The sequence below is a fragment of the Terrimonas ferruginea DSM 30193 genome, from assembly GCF_000425585.1.
In the GTDB taxonomy this organism is placed as follows: Bacteria; Bacteroidota; Bacteroidia; order Chitinophagales; family Chitinophagaceae; genus Terrimonas; species Terrimonas ferruginea.
The window spans coordinates 210,088-234,727 of record NZ_KE384398.1 but is presented as its reverse complement, the minus strand read 5'-3'; the positions used below and the strand labels follow the sequence as shown (position 1 = coordinate 234,727).

Annotated in this window: 22 protein-coding genes; 19 read left to right on the top strand and 3 right to left on the bottom strand. The window is 46.5% G+C overall.

The annotated features are described in order from the left end of the window. Nucleotides 1-2 precede the first annotated feature (2 nt). Complete coding sequence (locus H608_RS0113145; RefSeq protein ID WP_028788075.1) at nucleotides 3-3,851, bottom strand: PIN domain-containing protein; 3,849 nt, start codon at nucleotides 3,849-3,851, stop codon at nucleotides 3-5. 508 nt (nucleotides 3,852-4,359) lie between these two features. On the opposite strand from H608_RS0113145, the gene H608_RS24400 reads away from it, so the two are divergent. Together H608_RS24400 and H608_RS24125 are read left to right on the top strand one after the other, a co-directional pair. After that, entirely contained in the window at nucleotides 4,360-4,479 is a 120-nt protein-coding gene (locus tag H608_RS24400; protein WP_155990164.1) for a single-stranded DNA-binding protein, read from the top strand. Between the two features lie 45 nt (nucleotides 4,480-4,524). Then, nucleotides 4,525-4,692 (top strand): single-stranded DNA-binding protein, encoded by a 168-nt coding sequence (locus tag H608_RS24125; RefSeq protein WP_081658890.1) that lies wholly within the window; start codon nucleotides 4,525-4,527, stop codon nucleotides 4,690-4,692. 25 nt (nucleotides 4,693-4,717) lie between these two features. Here the strand turns inward: H608_RS24125 and H608_RS22325 are convergent, their stop codons facing one another. Beyond that, a complete protein-coding gene (locus tag H608_RS22325) occupies nucleotides 4,718-5,578 on the bottom strand; it encodes a HipA domain-containing protein (RefSeq protein WP_162142878.1) in 861 nt (286 codons plus the stop codon). 286 nt (nucleotides 5,579-5,864) lie between these two features. Here H608_RS22325 and H608_RS0113120 point away from each other — a divergent pair, with 286 nt between their 5' ends. The 10 genes from H608_RS0113120 (at nucleotide 5,865) to H608_RS24840 (ending at nucleotide 17,939) form a co-directional block, all read left to right on the top strand. After that, entirely contained in the window at nucleotides 5,865-6,539 is a 675-nt protein-coding gene (locus H608_RS0113120; RefSeq protein WP_028788073.1) for a TetR/AcrR family transcriptional regulator, read from the top strand. A gap of 8 nt (nucleotides 6,540-6,547) precedes the next feature. After that, complete coding sequence (locus H608_RS0113115; RefSeq protein ID WP_051268294.1) at nucleotides 6,548-8,218, top strand: peptidase domain-containing ABC transporter; 1,671 nt, start codon at nucleotides 6,548-6,550, stop codon at nucleotides 8,216-8,218. Between the two features lie 47 nt (nucleotides 8,219-8,265). Beyond that, nucleotides 8,266-9,582: an HlyD family secretion protein gene (locus H608_RS0113110; RefSeq protein WP_028788071.1), complete on the top strand. Its 1,317-nt coding sequence runs from the start codon at nucleotides 8,266-8,268 to the stop codon at nucleotides 9,580-9,582. After that, the gene (locus H608_RS0113105; protein WP_028788070.1) at nucleotides 9,566-10,966 is read left to right on the top strand and encodes a TolC family protein; all 1,401 of its coding nucleotides are present in this window, start codon (nucleotides 9,566-9,568) and stop codon (nucleotides 10,964-10,966) included. The genes H608_RS0113110 and H608_RS0113105 overlap by 17 nt, the downstream gene beginning before the upstream one ends. A 702-nt stretch (nucleotides 10,967-11,668) precedes the next feature. Continuing rightward, nucleotides 11,669-14,605 (top strand): SdrD B-like domain-containing protein, encoded by a 2,937-nt coding sequence (locus tag H608_RS0113090; protein ID WP_028788069.1) that lies wholly within the window; start codon nucleotides 11,669-11,671, stop codon nucleotides 14,603-14,605. An 18-nt stretch (nucleotides 14,606-14,623) separates the two neighbouring features. Further along, nucleotides 14,624-14,836 (top strand): hypothetical protein, encoded by a 213-nt coding sequence (locus tag H608_RS24395; RefSeq protein ID WP_155990163.1) that lies wholly within the window; start codon nucleotides 14,624-14,626, stop codon nucleotides 14,834-14,836. A 36-nt stretch (nucleotides 14,837-14,872) separates the two neighbouring features. Next, nucleotides 14,873-15,640, top strand: a complete 768-nt coding sequence (locus tag H608_RS0113085; RefSeq protein ID WP_028788068.1) for a hypothetical protein — start codon at nucleotides 14,873-14,875, stop codon at nucleotides 15,638-15,640. 49 nt (nucleotides 15,641-15,689) lie between these two features. Then, nucleotides 15,690-15,869, top strand: coding sequence for a hypothetical protein (locus tag H608_RS0113080; protein ID WP_028788067.1), 180 nt, complete (start codon nucleotides 15,690-15,692; stop codon nucleotides 15,867-15,869). Between the two features lie 93 nt (nucleotides 15,870-15,962). Next, a complete protein-coding gene (locus H608_RS0113075) occupies nucleotides 15,963-17,690 on the top strand; it encodes a tetratricopeptide repeat protein (RefSeq protein ID WP_155990162.1) in 1,728 nt (575 codons plus the stop codon). A gap of 126 nt (nucleotides 17,691-17,816) precedes the next feature. Continuing rightward, a complete protein-coding gene (locus tag H608_RS24840; RefSeq protein WP_281169179.1) occupies nucleotides 17,817-17,939 on the top strand; it encodes a hypothetical protein in 123 nt (40 codons plus the stop codon). 125 nt (nucleotides 17,940-18,064) lie between these two features. Here H608_RS24840 and H608_RS0113065 read toward each other — a convergent pair whose 3' ends face one another. Beyond that, nucleotides 18,065-19,051, bottom strand: coding sequence for a GlxA family transcriptional regulator (locus tag H608_RS0113065; RefSeq protein WP_038008409.1), 987 nt, complete (start codon nucleotides 19,049-19,051; stop codon nucleotides 18,065-18,067). Between the two features lie 415 nt (nucleotides 19,052-19,466). On the opposite strand from H608_RS0113065, the gene H608_RS0113060 reads away from it, so the two are divergent. From H608_RS0113060 to H608_RS22310, 7 genes are all read left to right on the top strand, one after another. Further along, nucleotides 19,467-19,862, top strand: coding sequence for a DoxX family protein (locus H608_RS0113060; RefSeq protein WP_028788064.1), 396 nt, complete (start codon nucleotides 19,467-19,469; stop codon nucleotides 19,860-19,862). Nucleotides 19,863-20,170: 308 nt separating this feature from the next. After that, the gene (locus H608_RS0113055; RefSeq protein ID WP_028788063.1) at nucleotides 20,171-20,743 is read left to right on the top strand and encodes a dihydrofolate reductase family protein; all 573 of its coding nucleotides are present in this window, start codon (nucleotides 20,171-20,173) and stop codon (nucleotides 20,741-20,743) included. 79 nt (nucleotides 20,744-20,822) lie between these two features. Further along, nucleotides 20,823-21,818: a sensor histidine kinase gene (locus H608_RS22320; RefSeq protein ID WP_051268292.1), complete on the top strand. Its 996-nt coding sequence runs from the start codon at nucleotides 20,823-20,825 to the stop codon at nucleotides 21,816-21,818. Beyond that, entirely contained in the window at nucleotides 21,815-22,573 is a 759-nt protein-coding gene (locus H608_RS0113045) for a LytR/AlgR family response regulator transcription factor (protein ID WP_028788062.1), read from the top strand. Before H608_RS22320 ends, H608_RS0113045 begins: the two co-directional genes overlap by 4 nt. A 250-nt stretch (nucleotides 22,574-22,823) precedes the next feature. After that, on the top strand, nucleotides 22,824-23,225 hold the full coding sequence (locus tag H608_RS0113040; RefSeq protein WP_155990161.1) for a hypothetical protein: 402 nt from the start codon (nucleotides 22,824-22,826) through the stop codon (nucleotides 23,223-23,225). Between the two features lie 10 nt (nucleotides 23,226-23,235). After that, a complete protein-coding gene (locus H608_RS22315) occupies nucleotides 23,236-24,150 on the top strand; it encodes an extracellular catalytic domain type 1 short-chain-length polyhydroxyalkanoate depolymerase (protein ID WP_081658888.1) in 915 nt (304 codons plus the stop codon). A 26-nt stretch (nucleotides 24,151-24,176) separates the two neighbouring features. After that, nucleotides 24,177-24,617, top strand: a complete 441-nt coding sequence (locus tag H608_RS22310) for an AraC family transcriptional regulator (RefSeq protein ID WP_051268288.1) — start codon at nucleotides 24,177-24,179, stop codon at nucleotides 24,615-24,617. Nucleotides 24,618-24,640 lie beyond the last annotated feature (23 nt).

Sequence of the window (24,640 nt, the reverse complement as noted above, 5' to 3'; positions counted from 1 at the left end):
GCTCAGGGATTGTATTTTTTATATACCTCACGTAGAAAATCATTGCCCTGGCGACTGATGGCGTCACATATCTTGTTGGCAGTAGCCTTCTGGCCGTTTTCATATAAGTAGGTTACAAGTGTTATCAATTTTTCACTCTCGTAACTTGTATGCAAGGGAAGGCCGTCAGAAGCCAGCAGGATCTTTCCAATATTCGCAGCAGTTTGGTTGTTAGTAGCTGTTTCACTGATGGTAAGTAAGTCTTCGATGAGTTCATGCCAATGGTAATATTCACTCATTACTGTTACCGAGTCCAGTATGAGTGCAGTAACAGTATCATCAAGCGTAGCCATGAAGGGAAGAAATTTAGCCAGTGCCGCGACTGTCGTTTTTTCATCTTCGGTGTCAGGCGTAGAAAACCGTTCGTGCACAAGTTGCCAGACAGAAAGGATTATCGCCTGGAAAGCTGGCTTGTCCTCTTCCTTCAGTTGATTATAATATTTTTCATTCCGCGAAATAAACTGGATGAAATCGCTGACCGCTTCAGGTGGCATAACAGTCAGGTACAGGTACGACAGCTTCTTTTCTTTTATTGTCTCGTATCCCCAGAACAGATAGGAGACAAGGTGAAGGACGATGGTGCGCTCATTAAAGTTGGAAAACTCAAGCTGTTTCTCTATTACTTTTTCATAGTGGGGATACATCATTGCATAGACTTCCTTACTATTAGGTGCGTTGGAAAATGAATATCCTCCCATAAATGCCATCCATTTATCCTCTTCAATTGTCAAAAGAGAATTAACATGCTGGGTGAGCCAGTTTTTATCAAGCCAGTAAAACTGGTGAAAATACATTCCCTGCAGGATGAAACCATCTATAATGCCCTTGCGCATGGTTGCCTCAAAAGCAGCTTTGACATCGCTTTCCCATTTTTCATCTTCGTCAGCAGTTTTATTAACCCTGGCCCACTTGAGTGAATAATCAAACAATGCACGAAGGACCTTACCGGCTGTTGAGTTCAGGGAATAAGTTGGATAGTCCATTTTATCCCTCACCCCCTGTTTGGGTATCTCCAATCCCTGTGATAACCTGAGTAAAAGCCTTTTGGTTTTAGGAAGCAATGATGCATCAAAGGCATTCTCATCATGCTGCATACCAGACGACAGCAATCTCCCGATGGAACCTGTGATCCATTCACTATCGGCATGCCAGCTATCAGCAGCTTGCTTTAATTCACCGGAAATGAATTTGGGCTGATCAATATAATCAGTACAGAAATCTATTATTTTCTCCCAGTCAAATGATTGTTTATTCTTCCATGCCTCAATTAACCCATTGAGCATATGATAGAAATAAATAAACGGCACATCGAGATATAATTTTATCTCTTCAACAAATCTGGCAGGTTGGCTTTCTACAGCTTTCCCCAATCTTTCAGCCATTCCGTCTATGTTGGGTTCTTCCCAGCTATCCTTCGGTTTGAAATGGAGCATGAACTGGACGATCTCTTTATTTGATTTTTCAAGAATTTCCTCGGTAGTAAACGGTGAAACAGTCCCGAACCGTACCCTGACTTCCCCTTCATTATCAAAATCTTCCTGCGTGCGTTTGAATTTTTCGGAAAGTAGTTTATAGGATAATCCAAATTCAGGGTGATCTTTCAGTGCAGCGTACCACTTTAATTGCCAATATTGTCTGCTTTCCGCATGTTCTTCGCTTAATAAATTGTCCGGGCCTTTTTCAATAAACTGCTTAACTGTAGCAATCTCTGTCTCGAAGAACAAACCAGAATTATTCTTTAATAGCCAATATATCTCTGTTTCATAGTCGTGTGAGTAAAAGACAGATGGATGCTTCGAAAGCAGTGATGTAAATACCAACCGTGTGGTAGCCCAGTTTCCGGTAATGATATGCAGGATAACACGACGGTGAGCAGGCAAAGGATGTTGTTCCCAGTATTGTTCAAGAAAGGAAGATGCCTGTTCTGGAAATTGTATGACATATTCCCGGATCAGTGCAATCAGCATCTTGGTAAAAATGGCAACTAGGTCTTTTTCATCCTCGTCAGCTTCCAGTTTATACAAAGGAGTTGAATCAAGCTGGTATGATTTGCCCCTAAGCAGATTGATGATGATAATATCCAGCGTATGACTTTCATTTTCGGCTGCGTTGTAGGCAATATTGTTGTCAGCAAGAAATGAAAGAATGGATGTTTCCAACTTACTTTCACTGGCGGATAAGAAATCTGTAATAGTTGTTTCCCCTATTACATTTTCAGTTTCAACGTCCCGGAGAACAAACAATGCATCTTTTTGTTTCACAAATGCGATTAGGCTATACCGGTTAGTGCCGGCTTTAATGCTAGTCGTAATACCTTTGGGATAGTCTAACAATAAACGGGTAAGCTGGGAAGAGATATAAAGAATGAGCTCGTCCTTGCTATTGCTTACAACCTGCTTAATCACCTGCTCCTGGTGGGAAACCTTTGCTAAATAGTAATCGAAAATGGGTGAATATAATTCCCCCGGTTTTTTATTATAGGGTGATGACTGCTCTGATCGGTATAACCGGAATATTTCACGAATTACAATTTCACCTTTTTCTAAAGCATCTGGCGAAGAGTGTGCGTTTAAAAATTTAGGCAGCAGATCTTCGCAAAGCCGTACACCTACGATATAGTTATCAAATTTGCTGGAGACCCAAACAGGTATATTCCCTAAAAAGTCAATCGAGATTATTTCATTCGGAATGGCGATTACAATTTCAATAATTAAATGCCAGGTCCTGCTGTTATCTTTTGCATCTTTACTGATCGGGTCAATTATTGCAATTATTTTTTCAACATTATTCCTGTCAGCAATAAAGGAAGCATCTTTAGCCAGGTTCAGCAGGTATAATAGAGGAGACCATAGCGGACTTATAAAACCTTTATCCGTTTTTTCAGTTAGTGGATTATTGGCAGGTTTATAAACGCCAAGCTCAATCAGGTGATCCAGCCATAATGCATTTTTCAGGTTTTTATAAAAATGATAGGCATAACTGTTATCTTCTTTTGTCAGGCTGATTGCAAAAGCCATTTGTGCCGGAGTTGGACTCGGATTTCCTATGATTCCGTCCAGTATGGTAGTATTGCTTAAATAACTGTCTTCTGCATTCGAAACTACTTTTTGTATAGTGGGGTTATATACCTGGTGCTCCAGCTTGGCTATTATTCTTTCTTTTTTGGCCGCTTCGATATCAATGCTGACTGGCAATTTTAATTTCAGTTCTTCAATAACCTGTGCCAGCCATCTGGATTCTTTTATTTTATTGGTTTCAAAATGATCCTTCAGGTGACTATGTATTTTCTTGGGGGCTCCTTCATAAAAATCTTCTGTGTTGTTGGAAATAAAAAAATAGTCATGTCCCGGGTTTGCGATGGCAAAATCAATGACGGTCCATACAATCAATGTATCGGCCATGCTTGATTTTTTGTGCATGGGTGCTTTTTTGGCAACACCCCATTCCACTGCTTTAAGCCGGGTCGCACTTTCGATCGGGAGTATTCTTGAATTTGTTTGAATGAGTTTTTCGATACGGCTGAATTGTTCCTCGACGATATGGGAAAGGTTATCGGGTTTGTTATGTTCATCTATAAAAGGAGAGGGGATCAGTTCCTGCGCCATCCGGAAAAAATCTTTCAGCTTTTTGACCCTGTATTCTTTTTCCGCCTCTTTGTGATTATTCCATTCCGTTAGAATAATATCAGGTACCAGAATTCCTATATGTTTTTCATCAATCCAATGTTCGAGGTGATCAAGGGGATTGGATAAAGTCCATGAATTATCGAGTAGATATATCCAGATATTGCTGTCAAATGTTAGATAGATCATTCAGTTATTCCTCTTTTTCGTCAAACGCCTTTACAATTTTAAATCGGTCCTTTTGCCGTATCCATCCTTCACCGCCCGGTATCCATAATCAAAACAAAACGTATACGTATAGTTGCCAAACTTCGTGTCTTTAAAATGTGTATGATAGTCAAATTTAAAACCTACTTTCAATAGTCGCTCTTTTTCGATTTCATGCTTGTCTTTACGCGCAAACATCCTCTTCAGCACTTTCCGGTTTCGTTCAAGGATCTTCTTGATCCTTGACGTCTCCATTTTATCGGCAAAGTTTTCCTTATTGTGGTATTTGTTCTTGCATTCAAAGCTTCAAAATTTACGTTCAGCCCTACCCTTACCGACAGGATCGCCACATTCAAGACAAGTTTTGATCGACAGGTCCATACTGTTAAAGTAAGAAATTATCCGTTTGATGAAACGGTACTAAACGAGTATCGTACCGCTTGCGCCCGCGCTGCCTATCACCTTCGTATTCAATCAAAAGCGAAGGCACATGAAATCCCTCAACAAAGCCCAGCTTATCGGCTGGTTAGGCAAAGACCCGGAGATCCTGAAACGCCGTGACGGAAGTACAACGGCTAAACTCAACTTGGCAACAGACACTGTCCTGTAAAAGGACGATGGCAAGTTGACAATGATCACCACCTAGCATACGGTCATTCTGTGGAGGGAAAAATTGATAGAGAATGCAAAGAACCATTTCATCAAAGGAAGCCATGTACTGGTGGACGGCCGCATTAGCTATTCCAAGTTTAAAGACAAGGTGGGACATGCCGGCTACATGACCGAGATCAATGCCAAATATATTGTTGGCCTGGACCGGTAAAAATCGGAAAATGAGATCAAACACCTCACCTCAATTTAAACCGCCAGTGTCTTTCCCAAAGTATCTCTATGTATTTCTCTTTAGCTTCCGTACGTAAAAAACTACGCCTGATCATTTCCGTAGCCGGCAATACGGCTTTGGTGTATTGATCTATGATGCTTTCGGCAAGTTGCTGCCGCACACCGATTTTTTCCGCGAATAGTATAAAGGATTGATAGGTATAAAATCCGTAATTGAGATAGGGTGCCTCAATCATATCACCCTCATAAAGTCCGCCATGCAGGCCGAGGTCTGCGTCATCAATATGCAGTGTCGTGCATAATAAGTCATAGGCAGGTGACAGCAGGTAATCACCCTGTTCACTTTCCATCAAAGTAAAATTTTTCAGGTGTGCATCGCCGTTGGCAAAAAGATAATTGAATACAACGATCCTGAAGAAGTTGATCATTTCAACACCCGCGGCCGGAACATACTTACGGATCAGGTTCGCGATATCCAGATAAGATGCGTTGTATTTGAAGTCCGTGCCTTCCCTTTCCGGGCTTTTTCCCATCAGGGTGGCAAAATCTTCCAGTTGGTATTTGGTTCCGTCGGTTTTGTAATCGAATTGCCGCGTGATGTAGGCAGGGTTACCATCGTCAAAAAAGATCATCCCGCACGCGGCTGTCTTTATACCATAGAGTTGATTGGCAATCTGCATTGTCACATGTTCATTGGCCGGCATGTCTTCAATCCGCTCCAGCCTTTCCGCAGGCACGGGTTTCAGAATATGGCTACCTCGTACGTCAGTCAGGCTTAATTCGTTTTTATTAAGTATCAGGCTGTACTTTTCCTGTGCGCCACTGATGCTGATCGTCTTTCTCTTTTCGTTATACTCCTTTGTCAATTCCGGGTTTTTGCCGGGTGGCCCGACGGCAACAGGTGACTTACTTTCTTGGAACAACCGCCAAATAATGTCAGTTGCGCCGAAGGGCTGGATTTTATGTCCCCATTTTTCTAACCACCTGCTAATCATATTCTAATTTCTACTAATACCCGGGGCAGCTAATTTTGCAAAATCAAAGAATGACATTTTTGTGATAGTAATACTATTATTTATAATTGTTTAACATTTTAAAATATTAGCTTTGCATAATCTTGTAATAGCATAGTTTCTTGCGAAAAACATTTTTATGGACGTCTTGCTGAAGTTTAAATTAAACGAACACCTCTACCTCAGAGATCCGGAAACAAGCGAAGTCGGCAAAGCTATTGTCAACAACGCCATCGAACTGATCCACGAAGTCGGCTTCGAACAGTTCACTTTTAAAAAATTAGCGCAGAAAATCGATTCCACCGAAGCTACCATCTACCGCTATTTTTCTTCCAAGTATAAGTTACTGACCTATATCCTCAATTGGTATTGGTGCTACCTCGAGTTCGTGGCCAAAATGCGACTTCAACAGATCGTTGACCCGGTTGAAAAACTCAGGCTGATGCTGCGCATCATCATGCACGACGAAGAAGTAGTCTCCCGCGTACAGGATTATAATCTTGAAAAATTGCACAGCATCGTTATCGCAGAGAGCAGCAAAGCCTACCTCGTGAAAGAAGTGGATGAAATCAACCAGGAGAAAGTATTCAGCCCGCTGAAGAGCCTTTGCCATTTTATACAGGAAATTATTCTTGAACTCAATCCGGATTTTGATTATTCCAGATCCCTGGCAAGTACCCTGCTGGAAACCGCACACGATCAGCAGTTTTTCAGCGAGCACCTGCCGTCCCTGACAGATAATACCGCCAGACTTGATCACCGTAAGTATGTTTTCAATTACCTGAACAAGCTGGCTTTCTCGGTACTTAAATAACCTATACCGTGGCGCAAAACACCAACGTACAATTCACCAGCAGGAAGCTGTTTCAGTACATTACCAAAGAAAAAAAGGATGTAGGCAATATCTACATTTATGCCATTTTGAGCGGTCTCGTGCAATTGAGCATTCCCCTCGGCATCCAGGCCATCGTGAGTTTTGTAATGGGGGCAACCATGGTCACCTCTTTATATATCCTTATCGGCTTTGTTGTACTCGGCACCTTCCTTGTCGGCTTTTTCAGAATCCGGGTTATGCAGATCATTGAAAAGATCCAGCAGAAAATTTTCGTAGAGTATGCACTCGCTTTTGCAGAGAAACTCCCGCGGATCAACCTCACCGCCAGCAAAAAGTACTACCTGCCCGAATTGGTCAACCGCTTTTTCGATGCGCCCAACCTGCAGAAAGCTATTGCCAAGTTATTATTGGAAATACCAACGGCCCTGATTCAAATCGTGTTTGGTATTTTATTGCTTTCTTTTTATCACCCCTGGTTCCTGGTTTTTGGTGGAATGGTATTGATGATCGTGATCCTCATTTTCCGGTTTTCCATGAATTCGGGTATCCAGTCCAGTATCGAAGAGAGCGATAAAAAGTACGAAGTCGTGTCGTGGCTGGAAGATATTGCCGGCTCTGTGAAAACGTTCAAGATCAATTCCCGCGCCAATACACACCTCTCCGGCACCGACAACCGCGTAGTCGATTACCTGCAACACCGTACTTCCCATTTCAAGGTGTTGTTGTTTCAGTATTGGACCATCGTAGGGTTCAAAGTCCTCATCACTTTATTGATGCTGGGCATCGGCGTATACCTGCTCGTCAACCAGCAATTGAACATCGGCGCCTTCGTCGCCGCAGAGATCGTGGTACTGACCATCCTCACCGCTGTAGAGAAATTGATCAAGAGCCTGGAGAGTTATTACGACGTCATTACGTCATTGACCAAGTTGAGCAAAGTAACGGAATTGGCCGAGGAACGTAACGCCGATATAGAATTGAATCCTTCCGATAACGGCGTAGAAGTTGTTTTCAAAGAAGTGATGTTCCAGTTCAGCGATCAGAAACCCATCCTGCGTAACCTGAATTTTAGTATCCCGGCCAACAGCCTTACCATCATCCGTGGTAAACTCGGCGCCGGCAAGTCGCTTCTCCTGAACATGATGGCCGGTTTTTATGAACCCGCCAACGGAAGTATTCTTTTCGATAAAGTGCCATTGAAAAATCTTGACAAGTCTTCTTTCCGGGATATGACAGGCATCTACCTCAAAGACATGACAGTGATCAAAGGCTCATTATTGGATAATATTATCCTTGGCCGGCAAAACATCGATACCCAGGATGTACTTGCATTGGCGGAAGAGTGGGGCATCGGCGATTTTTCCAGCCAGTTTACCGGAGGCTTTCTTACCGTATTAAGCGAAACGGATACCGAACTTTCCTTCAGCTCACGAAAGAAAATTTTACTGCTGAGAGCCATGCTTGGCCGCAAGCGGTTGCTATTGCTCGAAGATCCTGTCGATGGCATGAATGAAGCGTTTTCGCAGGCGATGATCCGGTACCTGAACAGGATCAAAGAGGATACCACCATCGTGATAGTTACCGAAAACACCGCACTGCTCGAAGCCGCCGATAATATTTTCTCCTTAAAAGATGGTGCAGTAATACAGGAAAAATAATCCGGCAACCAGTTACCCCTTCAATCACCACCTATAATGCTGACAATATGAAACTCCAATCATTTGAAAACATTTACCACGTACACCGCGGCTCACGGGTGAAACGCTGGTTTTATTTTTTCCTTGCCGTGGGTGTGGTCATTTTATTCCTGCCCTGGACGCAGAATGTAAAGGCCAAAGGCACCGTAACCACTTTATACCAGGAGCAACGACCCCAACAATTGAATTCACCCATCCCCGGCCGCATCGTCCGGTGGTATGTGAAAAACGGAGATTTCGTGAAGAAGGGAGATACCATTGTACAACTCACGGAAGTAAAAGAAGATTATATGGACCCGATGCTGGTAGACCGGACACAGCAACAGGTTGACGCAAAAAAAGGTGTCAGGAATTATTACGAAGCTAAAGTAGGTACCACCGAAGCACAGCTCGCTGCATTGAACAGCTCAAGGGAGTTGAAATTACAGCAATTGAAAGTGAAACTCGGCCAGCTTAATAATAAACTCGCTGCAGAACAGGCAGAACTGGAAGCGGCAACCAATGAGCTGAAATTATCCGGCGATCAATACGAGCGCCAGAAAAAAATGTACGACGAAGGATTGGTTTCATTGACACAGTTTCAGCAAAGAAGCGTTTCATATCAGAACGCCCTGGCCAAAAAGACCGCTGCCGAAAACAAATTGGCACAAACACAACAGGAGCTCATCACCGTGAACCTCGAGCAAAATGCCACGGTGCAGGACTATACAGAAAAGCTCAGCAAAATACAGGGTGAACGGTTCCAGAGTATGGGCCAGATCGAAAGCAGCACCGGCGATATTGTGAAGTTGGAAAACCAGATGACCAATTATAAGATACGTCAGGGACTTTATTTTGTAATCGCATCACAGGACGGACAGGTGGTGCAGCTCAACAAAGCAGGCATAGGTGAAATTTTAAAAGACGGCGAAAGTATTGGTTCCATCGTGCCGGCACATGTGAACTATGCGGTGGAAATCTTTATCAAACCCGTTGATCTGCCATTGGTGAAACCCGGTCAGAAAGTGATGTGCGTGTTCGACGGATTTCCCGCCATCGTTTTTTCCGGATGGCCCAACACCAGCTACGGCATCTTCGCCGGCAAAGTAATAGCGGTGGAAAGTAACATCACAACAAACGGACTTTTCAAAGCTTTGGTGGTGGAAGAAAAAGGCAAGAAGCCCTGGCCGCCCCAGATAAAAATGGGCGCAGGCGTGCAGGCCATCGCCATTCTCAACGATGTGCCGGTATGGTACGAGTTATGGAGAAATATCAACGGATTCCCTCCCGATTATTACACCGTGTCCACTGATAAATCCGGTTCAGGCAATGAAAAATCTAAATAAAGGCAGCTTGCTCCTGCTACTGCTGCTGGTTAGTCATATTGTCACGGCTCAGGATACCTTGCGCCTGGCGCACAATGAGTTCCTGGCCATCGTAAAGAATTATCACCCGCTGGCCTTCCGCTACCGTTTGCAGACACAAATAGCGACGGCGGAAATACAAGCGGCCCGTGGCGAATTTGATCCTATGCTCCAGGCAAAAACAGGATCGAAGACAATCGACGCACTCAATTATTACGAAGAAAAAAATATCGGTCTCGGTATACCTACCTGGTACGGCATCGAGCTCAATGGCAACTATACCAACCTGGAAGGCGATAAACTCAACAACAGCGATACAAGGGGAGGTTTGTATCAATTCGGTATCACGTTGCCGCTTGCCAAAAACTTATTGTACGACAGAAGGAGGGCATTGCTCGACCAGGCGAGGTTCGGCCTGCAGATGACGGAGGTGGAACAACGCCTGCTCACCAACCAACTGCTACTTGATGCCGATAATGCTTATTGGGAATGGGTGAAATGTTATGATGCTTATCAATTACAAAGGCAGACCTTCTCCATCAACCAGCAACGTTTACAATTCATACGCAAAACCTATGAGTACGGCGAGCGTGCCGCCATCGACACCACCGAAGCATTGTCGCAATTGCAAAGTTTTGAACTGCAGATGGAAGATGCCTACCTGAAGTTTGTAAAAGCTACGCAGGAGTTGTCTTTATTCCTGTGGAAAGAAGACCAACAGCCCTACGATATCAGCTCAATGATTATACCTGTTGATAAAATTACCGGCAGCAAGGCCTATGATGATTATTCAGCCATGTTGCTCCAGATCGAAAATCAAACCATTACCCAGCACGCGGCGCTGCAATATTATTTTCAAAAGCAAAACATCCTGGAGAGTGAGCGCAGGTTGAAGTTTCAAAGTTTTCTGCCCAAGCTGGACTTCACCTATAATTTTTTTAATAAAGAAAATTATCGCGCTGCTTATTTTCCGCTGTTCACCGATAACTATCAGTATGGATTGAAGCTGGAAATTCCGTTATTTCTGCGACAGGCGAGGGCCGGTTATGAAATAGCGAAAGTGAAAATCAGGCAAAACAGGCTGGATGCTAATTATAAGCAGCAGGAGTTAACAGCAAAAATTACCGCAACGCGAAATGAAGTACTTAACTATAAACGACAGATCGATATCGCACAACAGAACATTGGTAACTACCGCAAATTGCTGAATGCAGAGGAAACCCTGTTTCGAAACGGCGAGAGCTCGATGTTTCTGATCAACTCACGCGAAAATAAATTACTCGAAGCCGAGCAGAAACTGCTCGATCTTCGCTTGAAATTTCTAAACAGCTATAACCAGCTCAAATGGTTAAATGAAAATTTTTAAACAGACCGTTTGTTATCTCCTTATCTGCTTAATGATTACCGCTTATATGCGGTAATTTTTTTTAATACAATAAGGCTGCATATTAGAATCTCCTAATTACTACTTAACACTTATTGGCCGTTTGAGGGTATGACGCTAATTTTAAAATATACAATTGGTTAAGCATCGCTTGCCAATTTCCACAACTACTACTACTTATATGAGAAGCCAGTGTTTGTAGTATCGGCAAGAGCATTTACACAGGACCAAACCAAAGCCATTTCCTGTTGTATTTTTTTATTGCTCCTGCGCCGGAAATGATTTCTGCAGCTGTCGGCAGAAGATGTTTCCAATCCGCCACCACATAGTAAAAGTTCCGCGCGTATTTACGCGACGGATAAACATTCATCGTAATGTCTGATGTACCGTATCAGGCAAACGGGTAGTTATTTTCCTTAACCAAACTAATCAGCTGCAATGAGAATAATTCAGCATAAAAAAGTTCATTTTTTTAAAACCACCGCTTGCGGTGGATGCGTATCTGTGGGGATTGCTGCATCTTCAGCGCGGACCAGTTTCTTCAGATCAACCATTTACCAACCGACGGACAGCTGACACAACCAAACCGCTAACCATGAAAGTTTTTCACGAATGATCCGTACACAATGCTTTAATCCATGAGTGATACTTACTGAATCACTCGCTCTAAATCCCCCGTACTTTATGAAAACACAGTTTTACCCTTTCCGATTTTTACTGTTACTGTTTTTTTGCACAACGGCTGTTACTGCCGGTGCACAAACCACCATCAGTTTATTAGGTACTTCTCCGGGTGGCGGTCCCGCTACTACCGGACCGGTAACAACCAACCAGGCTGTTACAATGTATACCAATGCTACCACAGCATTCACACCGGCCATAACAGCAACCTACCGGATCAGCAATCAGCAGTATGCCAACATCGAAGGCAATGCAGGTACGCCCGGTACCGTTTTCGGTGCTACCGTTAGTACTACTGTCAACTCGCCCGCACCCGGCGACCCGGTGTATAACCTGATGAATACTTTTGGCGGTGCCGTCAGCAATCAATTCACAGCCTGCAACACCTGCGCTGCGGGTACGGGCATCGATGTTACCACGCATCGTGCTATCAATCTTATGGCTTACACCGATGCACTGATCGATGCCGCAGGTAACCAGCCCAGTACAACCGGCCGCTTTCATTATGCAGACCTTACCATTGCCTTCAGTCGCCCGGTCAGTAATCCGGTATTGCAATTGGCCGGCATCGGCGCCTCCACTTCTTACAATGTGACCACGGGTGGTGTACAACGTTTTTATACTTTGGGCTATTCCATGGATCTTGATCTGCTTACCACAGGTGTCACCTTATCAAGATTATCCGGCAGCAGCAATTTCGTGATTGCAGGAGGTACCAGTATCCGCAACAATTCCACTGTTAAAGGCGCCAGTACCGCTGGTGCGGCAGTTGGCGGTGTTACGCGTTTTGGTGCCAGCGGCAGCGTAGCCGTGATCGGTACAAACATCACCACACTTTCTTTCCGCCTTTACCTGCAAGGCGATGGCGGCCTCATAACATTGGCTACCGGCACCACCACGCCAGCCACCAACGGCAACATAGTGAAGTATGCCTTTCAATCAGGATTTATTCCCGGTGGCGGATCTACTGCATTACAGGGTGTGGCAGGCGACGCGATACTTTTCGGTATCAGCCTGCAGGCTCCCGTAAGCGTATCCGGTAATGTGTTCAACGATCCCAACGGCGGCAACGTTAATAATAGTAGCGGTTCTGCCAACCTGGTGCCTTCGGGAATGTTTGCCAACCTGGTCGATGCCAGTGGTCGGGTAGTGGCCAGTTCACCTGTTGCTACAGATGGCACTTATACTATTCCGGCAATTGGCGAGGGCAGTTATACGATGAGCCTTAGTACTACTGCGGGCACACAGGGTGCCACAAAACCCGCAGAAGCTCTACCGGCAGGATGGGCCAATACCGGTGAGTTCAATGGTACACCCAATACCGGACGCGATCCGCTGGTCAACGGTGTCAGCGCCGTATTTACCGTTGCCGGAACTGCCGTTACCAATATTAATTTCGGTATACAACGACCACCCATCGCGGTGAACGATAATATATCAGGTGTCACACCCGGACTGCCCGCTACCGTACCCAATATATTGGCTAACGATACCGAATACGACGGCCTTACACTCAACCCCGACAGCATTACACTTATCGCTCCTTCCGGTGCAACAGGTATCACCACCGATGCGCAGGGTGATGTTACAGGATTCACCGTGCCCGGACAAGGCTCCTGGTCGCTGAACAGCACTACCGGTGCCGTTACTTTTACGCCACTCGGTGGATTTACCGGCACACCCACACCGGTCAGTTATACCGTTACCGACCTTGCCGGTGCCGTGAGCAACGTAGCCACAATCTCTGTCACCGTTAATCCGCCCGTAACCGTGAGTGGTACAGTGTTCAACGATATCGATGGAGGTGTGCCCAACGGCACACCAATGGCAGGCGTTACCGTTACGCTCTATGCCGGCAATGGTACAACTGTGCTGGGCACAACGTTCACCGCGGCTAATGGCACGTATAGCTTTGCCAACATCGTACCGGGCAGCTATGTGGTAGGTGTTACCACGCCGGCAGGATATGTAAACGTAGCTTCCACCGATGCCACACCTGCTGATGGTCTTACGTCCATTACTGTCAGCAGTACAAACGTAACAGGCGTTAACTTTGGCATGCAACGTCCCCCAACCGCCGATCCTAAATCACAGATCATTCCGCAGCCTTCGGGTACTACTATTCCTGCTGGCACCTTCACACAGAATGTAACAGGAAATGATCCTGAAGATGGTGCCATGACAAATGCCAATCCTATTTTGATCACGCAGCTTCCTGCCAATGGTGTGTTGCGGTATAATGGTGCGATCGTTACACTCAACCAGGTGATCACCGGTTTCAATCCCGCATTACTTTCCGTCACGGCCATTACCAACGGCGCCACAGCTATCACTTTCAACTATGCTTTCCGTGATGCAACCGGCGTGGTGGGGAGTTCGGCGGCATACTCCATCGCCTGGCTGATCCCCATTCCGGTAAAACTGGAAAGCTTTACCGCCCACCTTGATCGGTGCAATAGTCTCACGCTGCGCTGGAGAGCAACCGACGCTACCAATTTCGACAAGTTTGAAATTGAACGAAGCAGTGATGGTATTAGCTATACTGCACTGGGTGCAGTAGCCTACGATCAGTATCGCGAGCATTATACGTATAGCAATACTGATCTGCCAGCAGGTAAATATTTCTATCGCCTGCGATTGCTCGACCGCGACAGCCGCTTTCAATACAGCCCGGCCATTGCCGTCAACATCAATTGCAGCGAAAAAGGAATTGTTGCCTTTCCCAATCCTGTTCGTAACAATTACACCATCCGTGGTCTGAATGGAGGAGAACTTATCCAGTTATACAGCATCACCGGACAGTTGCTGCAAACCTGGCAGGCGACCAGCTACCAGACCGATGTCGACTTTTCCAGGTACAACAACGGTAGCTATTTGCTGAATGTGATCAACAAACATGGTGAGAAAATATTCCAGTCAAAAGTTATCAGGAGCGAATAATAACCATTACCTGTTTCTATGAAAATGGTGGGGCGCCGCGAGGTGCCCCATTTTTTTGTGCGCGCCCCCGCGATGCGGGGCCGGGCTATTCTCTCCAATCCGCAGCAGCAAGCTGCTGCGGGATTTCCGTTGCTATCCCTGCGCGATATACAATCCTGGCGTAAGACCTCCGTTCGCAGATATGACTTTACCGTTTGCAGACACACCGTTTTATGTTTGTGCGGATGGTGATATATTCGGGTATTATTTCTACAAAAAACCAACCTCATGCTTCGTCACCTTGTCTTATTCACCGTTGCCGGTTGTTTTATTTTGAATGTGCAAGCCCAGCAAACGAGTTCCCGTTTTTTTATGGAGATCACCCCGCAGGCCGCTATTCCCGTCAGTGGTTTTGCCAGCAAAACCCAGGAGAACCCCAATACCGCAACAGAACGGAAAGGTTGGGCCCAAACAGGCATAGCCGTATCACTTACAGGTGGCTATCGCCTTTCACGTAACTGGGCAGTATTACTGGACCTTGGCTATCGCAGCCACGGACAGGATATGGACGAAAAGAAACGATCGCTCAGTGAGCAGGGATTTAATCAGGATCTGAGTACATGGGGGGATGCCTGGAAGGTTCTGAACGCCTTTGCCGGTGCGCAATACAGCTTGCTGCTTTCTTCAAAACTTGACCTGGAGTTCCGCGTATTGGGCGGCGCCGCAAAGGTGACCGTACCTGCCGCCGGTTACGATGCTACTTCCACGTCCAATCCCGGTGGAGGTATGCCTGTTTACCAGGTCAAAGCGCAGACGGACAAAGTAAGTCCCGGCGTTACATTTGGCTGGTCGGCCGGACTGGAACTCACTTATCACCTGAATACGGCCTGGTCGCTGGGGTTTCGTACAGGATTTACCGGCGCAGCACCCGAATACCGCCGTGTATATAATTACTCGATCAATAACGGCGATCAGCTTCAGCGCTGGTACACGGGCAAAGACCGTCACCCTGTAAACGCGGTTACTGCAGGTGTTGGCATCCGTTACACCTTCTGATAACCGGCATCGTGGCCTGGAATTTGGACATTGTACGGAAACGATTGTCATGAATACAGAAAAAAACAAACCCGAAGAGAAGAAAAAAGAAAACACCGAAGAGACCGATCCGCAGGAAAATATGGAAGGACCTGTGTCTTCCATCGTACAGGGCATTAAAGAAGAAGCAGAAGAGAACGACTCGGAAAGTGAGGAAGAAGCTTCTAAGAAACGAAAAGAAAACAGTTGATCTTTTTCATCCTCCCACTTGGGAGGATTTTTTGTCACAGATGTTGCGGCGCATTTCTCCGGTCGTTGATTCATTTTGACGTATTTTTATTGCATGTTCCGCTCGATCCATCGACGAACTGCCGTCTTCAGTCTGTTGTTTTGTTGTTTCCTCGTTTCGTTGCCTGCGTTGGCGCAGGAGGACAATGCCATGCTCAATAAAAAATATGCCGAGCGCGCGGCATGGCTCTGGAAAAAAGGCGATGAAATACATTATCAACCCGATTCGGTAAGTGCATTTAAACTTGCAGACCAATTGCGTTCGGCAGCAGCAAAAGCCGGTGACCAGGCGCTCGAATTGGAGGCCGATCTGTACACCATCTTTTATCTTTTCCGGTACGACAGGAACATGGTCGGGCATCGCATTACCGGCGAATTGCATCGTATCCGCAGCAGGGCGATTCAGGCCAACTGTGTAGAAGAAGAAGCCAAAGCGCTCGATCTCCTTGCTGAATTTTACTGGACCAACGATCAGCAATACGAAATGGCATTGCGTACTTATCGTGAATTGGAGCGCGTGCTGCAACCACTAACCGTGGCGTCATTTCCGGATAAAATGCAGATGCTGTTTCATATCGGCAATGCATACTTCTTCTTCCGCGATTATCCATCAGCTATAACATATTATAAACAGGTGCCTGAAATCCGTGAACCTAAAGGAGACTTGCAGGTATATAGCTATCGTCATTCGCTGAACAACCTTGGGTTTTGTTACCGTGCCCTGAACCAGCTTGATTCTTCCGATCATTACTTTCATCGTTTACAGGCATATGATCAATCGTATAAGGCTTCTATCTGGAACGGTATTGCATCCTGCGGGCTTGGGTATAATGCCTACCTGCGTTCGGAAGACGATAAAGCAATTCCCTTATTACAAACCGGTGTGAAGGAAGCGTTGGAAGCTGGTGATATGAACCTCGCAGCGCGCTGTCAATTGCCGCTCACGGCTGTTTATTTCCGGCAGAAAAATCCATTGGCCATCGCTTCACTCGACTCGGTACAGCGGTATACGCAGTTGGCCCGTTCACCGTTGGACTTGTTGCAGGAATTGTATCCTTTGCTCGTCCGTAAATATTCATTGCAGGGAAATGCGGACATGGCGGCGCGTTACCTCGATTCTTCTTTGTTAATACGCGATAGCCTGCATCAGCATTTCAGCGGGTTGCTGATGGCGCGCGCCGTGCAGAAAGATGCGTTGGCTCAGCAAAAAGAAAAACTCAACGAGGTAGAACAGAAAAAACAGCGGCTTGCATTCCGGTTTTACATCGCGCTGGCGAGCCTGCTGCTGCTGTTGCTGATCGGTATTTATCTGTACCGCAACCGGCAGCTTCGTTACCGCCAGGAAAAAATCGTGCGTGATCTTCAGTTGGCGGAAGCTGAAAAAGAACTGACCACGGCCAAACAGCAACTCGATGATTTTGCCCGTCATATCGGAGAGAAAAATCAGTTGATCGAGGCCATGGAAAATCAATATGGTCACAGCAGCCTGGTAGAGGAACTCGAAAAAAGCATCATCCTCACCGGCGCCGACTGGGGCCGCTTCCGCGAATTATTTGAAAAAGTGCACCGCGGATACCTGCAGCGGTTAAACGAAAAAATCCCGGGTATCACACCGGCCGAAATCCGGCTCATGGCCCTGGCCCGGCTCAATCTTTCGCCGAAAGAAATGGCTGCTGCACTCGGCATCACTCCGCAGGCCATCCGCGTTACCTGGCATCGCCTCCGCAAAAAAGCAGACCTGCCCGAAGACCAACGGTTGGAAGAACTGGCCGCGGGCATCTGATTTCTCCCCATTTTTTTAATTATTTCCGGGAAAAAAGGCACTTGTAACGTTTTGTAACGCCTTGTGTAACGTGCTGTTGCGTTGCAGATCGTTTATTTGCTGAACGATTGCTTTAGCTTCATAAAAATGAACAAAAATTATTTCGACCGATATGGTCTTTGGATTCTTGTACTGGTATTCCTGGCGGTGGTGTTCATCAGCTGGCTGGTTTACCGTTACCAGGTTCAGGCACTGATAAAACATACATAAGACTGGTGTCAAAAGGACGGAAGATGGCACGGAAGTATTTACTTTGACGGGAAGTAATAGCTGCAGTGCCGGGCTCCGTCCTTTTGATCATTTACACATTTCCACACTTACACATTTTCACATTCTTAAACCCGGGCCATTGACTTATTGTATTTTCCCCGGTACTCGACCGGTGAAAGGCCGGTAATCTTTTTGAAGACGGTGCGGAATGCTTTTACATCTATATAGCCCACTTCATACATCACCTCGTTTACATTGAGCCGGGTATTCTCAAATTTTTTCTTTGCGGCTTCTATTCTTACTCGTTGAATATATTCCACGGGTGTATTGTTGGTCGCTTTTTTGAACCGGCGTTCGAAATGACGGCGGCCGATGGCATAACGCAATGCCAGCTCATCGATGGATATTTTCTCCGATACATTTTTCTCAATAAACTCCTGTGCCTGCCGGATCGGTTCGTCTTCGTGTTTCTTCTGCCCGTTAAACATGATAAAAGGCGACTGGCTTTTGCGGTCGATCTCTATGGCAAAAAATTTGGACGCACGGATCGCCATCTGACGATTGGTGTATTTCTCGATCAGGTAGAGCAAAAGATTCCAGTAAGAAGCGGCTCCTCCGCTCGAATACACGCCCTGGTCTTCGGTGATGATACGGTCGTCTACCAGGTTCACTGTCGGATACATTTTCCGGAATTCATCGGCATAAATCCAGTGAGTAGAACATTCACGTCCTTCGAGCAAACCCGTGGACGCCAGCAGAAAAGCGCCAATGCAAAGGCTGGCCACTTCCGCTCCGCGATTGTATTGATCCACTATCCATGGAACAAACGCCGCGTTCAGTTCAACCGTCTGCCGGATATCACCACTGATAGCGGGAATAATAATAAGATCGGTGCTCGTGATGTCTTTGGTCAGTTTGTCGGCATGTACGCTGAAGCAACCTTTATTCAATACCACTTCATTGGTCAGTCCGATGAGTTGTACGTGGAAAGGAGGGGCTTCGCCCATTTCTTCGAAAAACTGATTGACCACGGTAAACATATAGCGCGGGTCTACGATGCTGGCAGGAACAGCTTCCTGCGGTACAAGAATGGAAATGTGTTTTACTGGCATACAACAGCTTTTATACAGGGCTGGTGGTATTAACCCCTCAGCGGGGCAAAGGCGGCGAGCCTAAATTAGTCTTTTCCGGTTAAAGCACTCTATCACAATCACCCGCACCCGACCATCCGTGATTCGGGGTGGATGAAACCTGCCGATTGCAGGACGGCAAAAGCCATGCCCGCCTGCGTCGCAAATCACCCCTTATTTAGTCACAAACACACAGGTTTACAGTTGCCGCGGTGAAATAGTTTTACAAAGTCAAAAGTGTTACCCTGAGTTTATCGAAGGGTCAAAAGTCAAAAGTGTTACCCTGAGTTTATCGAAGGGTCAAAAGTCAAAAGTCAAAAGTCAAAAGTCAAAAGTCAAAAGTCAAAAGTCAAAAGTCAAAAGTCAAAAAAATCTTAACTAACAAAAACTGCTCGACATGAAAAAGACAAAAATTCTGTACTGGGTTTTCACCGGACTCTTTTGTTTCATGATGCTGGGTTCTGCCATTCCCGACATCATTTCTGCTCCACTGGCCGTGAAAGGTTTTCAGGATATGCAAATGCCAACTTACCTGCTGCCGTTTGTGGGTGTTGCCAAAGCGCTCGGCGTAATAGCCGTTTTGATTCCGGGTTATCCGCGGATTAAAGAGTGGGCTTATGCGGGTTTGTTCTTCGACCTCGCAGGGGCTATTTATTCTATTTGGGCCTCCGGCCATCCGGTGCAGGATTGGGCTTTCGTTTTTATTCCCGTGTTGCTTGGGGTGGGGTCTTATGTTTTTTATCACAAGAAACTGGCAGCGACAAGCGAGGGGCAGTTGTCGCTGGCGGCGTGAATGGTGAATGGTCAATAGTGAATAGTGAATGGCTGTTTACTTAATACTTAAAACTTATTACTTACGCCCGACACTTCGGCCCGAAGTGTCGGGCGGCTGTTTAACCTTACACCTTAGCCCGAAGTGTCGGGCCTTACGCCTTCCTTCTCCAGGTGAATGGTCAATAGTGAATAGTGAATGGCTGTTTACTTATAACTTAATACTTAAAACTTATTACTTACGGCCGACACTTCGGCCCGAAGCTTCGGCCCGAAGTGTCGGGCGGCTGTTTAACCCTACCCCTTATGCCTTAAACCTCCTTCCCCATTATGCGAAAATTAGTAGTATCCATGAACGTAACGCTCGACGGTTATATGTCGGGACCGCAATGTGAACTCGACTGGCACCTGCGCTACTGGAATGAAGAGATGTCGAGATTGATCGGTGTGCAACTCAGCGAAGCCGATACCATCCTGCTGGGCCGCGTTACCTATGCTGCTATGTCGCAATACTGGCCGGCGCGCGCGGCAGATCTTTCCGTGCCGCGTGAAGACATTGCCTTCGCGGAAATGATGAACCGTTATCCCAAAGTCGTTTTCTCGCGCACACAGGAATACGGCGAATGGCCCAATTCCCGTTTCGTGAAAAATGGTTTGAAAAGAGAAATAACCCGCCTCAAAGCAACTCCCGGACGCGACCTGATCGTATACGGAAGCGGAAGTCTTGTACGTACATTGATGCAGCAACGTTTGGTAGATCGCTATGTATTGTGGCTTCATCCGGTATTGCTGGGGCAGGGCAAAGCTTTGTTCCGCTATCAACCCGATATGCTCGACCTGCAACTTACCTCTACGCGTGTTTTTGAATCCGGCGTGATCGTATTATCCTATGAACGGTGTTGAAAATGCCCGCTTGATACAGTGCTTTGCCCGTTTTATCCGGATTCGGTGAGCCGGGTTTACCGAATGGCTACATTCGCGCATGGAAAGACGCTACCGGATAAAAGGTATTTGGGTATCATTGGCTGTGGCTTTAACGATATCGATGCCACGCCTGGCGGCCAACGATGGCGCTGTCACGCCGGCTCTTTTTCTTCATTCATTTCTCTATATATGGCCGTATTGTTTCCTGGCCTGGGAAATGCAGTTATTGCTGCATAAATACTGGAAGCCTGCGCGGCGCTATCTCGGTGGATTTGCCGTGATCATGGTCGTTGCCGGCATTTCCTTTTTTTATGATTTACTGTACGGGTGGTTTGTGCGGGAAGGTCTTGCAATTGATCCTGTTGAAATCATGCGGCGACGGACGGTGATCTCCGTACGTAGTGTGGTGATCAGCGTCCTTATTTATTTCCTTATCCGTTATTTTCACCTGGAAGAAGAGAAACAGCAGGCACGGGAAGAAATGGAGCAACTCCGGCAGGCACAACTGCAGGCCCGGCTCGCCTCACTAAAAGAACAACTCAGCCCGCATTTTCTTTTCAATACCCTGAATACCCTCAGCTCCCTCTCACAGGAAATGCCCGTAAAAGAATATGTTGATCAATTGGCACAGGTATACCGCTATGCGCTTCAATACCAGGACCGTGACCTGACACTGCTGCGGGACGAAATAGCTTTTATACGTGCATACCTTCATCTGTTGCAGATCCGCCTGGGTGATGCTATACAGGTAACCATTGATGTGCATGAAAAATACCAGCACCACCGGATACCTCCGTTCACCTTGCAGCTATTGGTGGAAAATGCCGTAAAGCACAATGTGACCGCTTTGCGTAAACCTTTGCCTATATCCATATCTTTCGTCGACGGATGGGTAGTTGTTTGTAATAAACTGCAGCCAAAACAATCAGTAGTACCGTCAACCGGTACGGGACTGGCCAATATTCTGCAGCGTTATCGCCTGCTTGTCGGAAAAGATATCGTTATCGAACAGACAACCGATTTCTTTATCGTAAAACTTCCATTGGCAATATGAAAGTGGTGATCATGGAGGATGAAATCCGTTCGGCAAATGAATTGCTGCACCTGCTGAAGCTGGCAGATCCGGCTATACAGGTAATGATGCGCCTCGAGTCGGTAGAGCAGGCGATGGAGTGGTTTGACGGGCAACCTTGCCCCGATCTGATCATAGCAGATATACAACTGGCAGACGGGTTATCCCTCGATGTGTTTAAACGCATTTCCTGCTCCTGTCCGGTAATTTTCTGCACAGCCTTTGATGAATATGTATTGCAGGCTTTTGATACATGTGCGGTAAGCTATCTGCTCAAACCGGTGACATTATCCAAATTGCAGGAGGCGCTCGGAAAACTGAACAATATGCGGCAGGTTTTCACTACAGGTGACCAGTGGATAAACCGCCTGCAGACGGAAATGTTTTCTACCCGGCGCAATACATTGCTGGTGAATGAGCGGGAACGCATCATACCGCTACCCGTCAGCGATATCGCTTTTTGCTATCTCACTAAAGGAACAGTACAGCTTTATGACATGCAGGGACATAACTTTTCCTACCAGTCAACGCTGGACGAAATGGAAAAGCTGCTCGATCCGGAACAGTTCTGCCGTGCCAATCGTCAGTTTATCGTTAACCGAAAAGCCATCCGCAACGCAGAACGTTATTTCGCCCGTAAACTGATCGTACGGTTGACTGTGCCAATTCCGGAAACAATCATTGTCAGTAAGGCCCGAGCAACCTTTTTTTTAAAATGGCTCCAACATTCCAGGTAGTGAATCGTCCGCTTCCCTTTCCTTGTTGCCCGCTTCCTGCAAAAGTGATTGTTTTTAAAAATGGTTATCGCCATATTGCCGCATGAATTATCGTAGCTGCCTGTTGGTGTTCAATATTGTACTCACACTGCTACTTATCTGGCTCGCCTGGTGCGGGTTAAGTTACGGGTAGCCTTTCCGGTCATTAAACGATCCGTAAACAGGCAGGTCTGATAGTTACCATCATTTTTATTGATTAAAACAAAATTTTATGCAGCAACAACGAATGAGCATTGCAACACCTTTCCGCCGGTTTTTTTTCATGATTGCTTTGTTTTTTTTAGCAGCAGGTGCCCATGCACAGGTGGACGGAGGAATGGAAGAACGTGTACGCAAACAGACCGATAATTTATACACCGAACTGCCACTGCGCGACAGTGCCCAGTACCAGGAAGTATACGATATCAATCTTAAGTATGCCGGCAAAATGCAGGAAGCTGTACAGCAGGCAGGCAGCAAAATGGCCAAACTGAAAGCCGCAAAATCCGTTCAGGCAGATAAAGATGCAGCGATGAAAAAAGTTTTGTCTGCCGAACAGTACAAAAAGTATAAAGCCATTATGGAAGAGAGAAAGGACAAAGCAAAAACCGAATGGCGTAACAGAAAAGGGTAATCAACAGGTTATGATGAAAAAATGGATAACCGGTATTCTTGTAATGCTCTCGGTGCTATATGTAGCCGGTTGTACGAGAGATGCCGATACGGCTTACACTTATTACCAGGTACTGAAAGCAGATGGTTTGAACAGAACCTATCAGTTGAACCTTCCGGCAAATTATTATACGGATGAAACAAAGAGACCGCTGTTGATCGTATTGCACGGTGCGGGTGGTAAGGCGTCCCAGGCGGCGCGCGATTATGGCTTTCAGTCAGTGGCGGATACGGCGGGGTTCATCACCGTTTATCCCGAAGGCGTGCAAAGCAACGGCCCGCTGGCACTACGTACCTGGAATGCCGGAGGCTGCTGCCATGAAGCGACTATGAACAGGATACCGGATGTTAATTTCATTCGTTTGTTGATTACTTACCTGGTGGATAACTGGCGGGTGGATGCGCGGCGCATTTATATCGCGGGCATGTCCAACGGCGGCATGATGGCTTACCGGCTGGCCTGTGAGCTATCGGACAAAATAGCCGCTGCCGCCGTGGTCAGCGGAACCGATTATACAGCCGGCTGCGCACCGGTAAGGACTGTTCCGCTGATCCATTTTCATTCGGCATTGGATACGAAAGTTCCGCCAGCCGGCGGTACCGGCCTCGGTGGTTATTATTTTCCGCCTGTTATGGACGGCCTGCAGAAATGGGTAGCATACAATCATTGTAATCCCGCCGGGGAGATCTCGGATGAGGCGGGGTATAAGCGCACCGTCTGGAAAAACCAGGAGGATACGGCTGCCATTGTGTATTACCTGACTTCGGATGGAGGCCATTCCTGGCCCGGCGGGCGTTTGCCCCACGCGCGGGCCGATCAGCCTTCGCGTGCATTAAACGCAACGGCGCTGATATGGGCTTTTTTCCGCGACCGGCATTTGCCATGAGCAAGCCCCCCGTGTATCTTTGCAACATGTCATCCGGTAATGAAAATTATTTCGCAGCAGCAATAACCGCTCACGAAAAATTGTATACCTCGCCGAAGGGATTGCGCGAGCAGCTCATGCGGGGCGCTGCTTATATCCGGATGCATTATGCAAAGCCGTTGAGTGTCGAAGACATTGCATTGGCTGCACATCTTTCTCCTTTTTATTTTATCCGCGCGTTCCGGCGCCTGTATGGCCGCACACCTCATCAATACCTGGTATCGGTGCGCATCGGTGCCGCATGCCGTTTACTGGAAAAGGGAATGCCTGTGCAGGACGTTTGTCATGAAGTGGGATTTGAAAGCACGACTTCGTTCAGCACATTATTCCGCAGGCATTATGGCTGTTCCCCAGTGCAATTTGCAGCAGGGAAACGCAAACAACCATTACCTCCCTGCAAACAATTTGAGAAAAGCAATTTTGAATAGCTCCTTTTATCTACGGTAGCCGA

Excerpts from the sequence above, each read along its gene's own strand:
- H608_RS22320 (WP_051268292.1), top strand. The coding sequence starts at position 20,823 with ATGGAAAGACGCTACCGGATAAAAGGTATTTGGGTATCATTGGCTGTG.
- H608_RS24395 (WP_155990163.1), top strand. The coding sequence starts at position 14,624 with ATGAAAATGGTGGGGCGCCGCGAGGTGCCCCATTTTTTTGTGCGCGCC.
- H608_RS0113045 (WP_028788062.1), top strand. The coding sequence starts at position 21,815 with ATGAAAGTGGTGATCATGGAGGATGAAATCCGTTCGGCAAATGAATTG.
- H608_RS22310 (WP_051268288.1), top strand. The coding sequence starts at position 24,177 with ATGTCATCCGGTAATGAAAATTATTTCGCAGCAGCAATAACCGCTCAC.
- H608_RS0113110 (WP_028788071.1), top strand. The coding sequence starts at position 8,266 with ATGAAACTCCAATCATTTGAAAACATTTACCACGTACACCGCGGCTCA.
- H608_RS0113105 (WP_028788070.1), top strand. The coding sequence starts at position 9,566 with ATGAAAAATCTAAATAAAGGCAGCTTGCTCCTGCTACTGCTGCTGGTT.
- H608_RS0113080 (WP_028788067.1), top strand. The coding sequence starts at position 15,690 with ATGAATACAGAAAAAAACAAACCCGAAGAGAAGAAAAAAGAAAACACC.
- H608_RS0113065 (WP_038008409.1), bottom strand. The coding sequence starts at position 19,051 with ATGCCAGTAAAACACATTTCCATTCTTGTACCGCAGGAAGCTGTTCCT.
- H608_RS0113120 (WP_028788073.1), top strand. The coding sequence starts at position 5,865 with ATGGACGTCTTGCTGAAGTTTAAATTAAACGAACACCTCTACCTCAGA.
- H608_RS24400 (WP_155990164.1), top strand. The coding sequence starts at position 4,360 with ATGAAATCCCTCAACAAAGCCCAGCTTATCGGCTGGTTAGGCAAAGAC.
- H608_RS0113090 (WP_028788069.1), top strand. The coding sequence starts at position 11,669 with ATGAAAACACAGTTTTACCCTTTCCGATTTTTACTGTTACTGTTTTTT.
- H608_RS0113075 (WP_155990162.1), top strand. The coding sequence starts at position 15,963 with ATGTTCCGCTCGATCCATCGACGAACTGCCGTCTTCAGTCTGTTGTTT.
- H608_RS0113055 (WP_028788063.1), top strand. The coding sequence starts at position 20,171 with ATGCGAAAATTAGTAGTATCCATGAACGTAACGCTCGACGGTTATATG.
- H608_RS24840 (WP_281169179.1), top strand. The coding sequence starts at position 17,817 with ATGAACAAAAATTATTTCGACCGATATGGTCTTTGGATTCTTGTACTG.
- H608_RS0113085 (WP_028788068.1), top strand. The coding sequence starts at position 14,873 with ATGCTTCGTCACCTTGTCTTATTCACCGTTGCCGGTTGTTTTATTTTG.
- H608_RS0113145 (WP_028788075.1), bottom strand. The coding sequence starts at position 3,851 with ATGATCTATCTAACATTTGACAGCAATATCTGGATATATCTACTCGAT.
- H608_RS0113060 (WP_028788064.1), top strand. The coding sequence starts at position 19,467 with ATGAAAAAGACAAAAATTCTGTACTGGGTTTTCACCGGACTCTTTTGT.
- H608_RS0113040 (WP_155990161.1), top strand. The coding sequence starts at position 22,824 with ATGCAGCAACAACGAATGAGCATTGCAACACCTTTCCGCCGGTTTTTT.
- H608_RS22315 (WP_081658888.1), top strand. The coding sequence starts at position 23,236 with ATGATGAAAAAATGGATAACCGGTATTCTTGTAATGCTCTCGGTGCTA.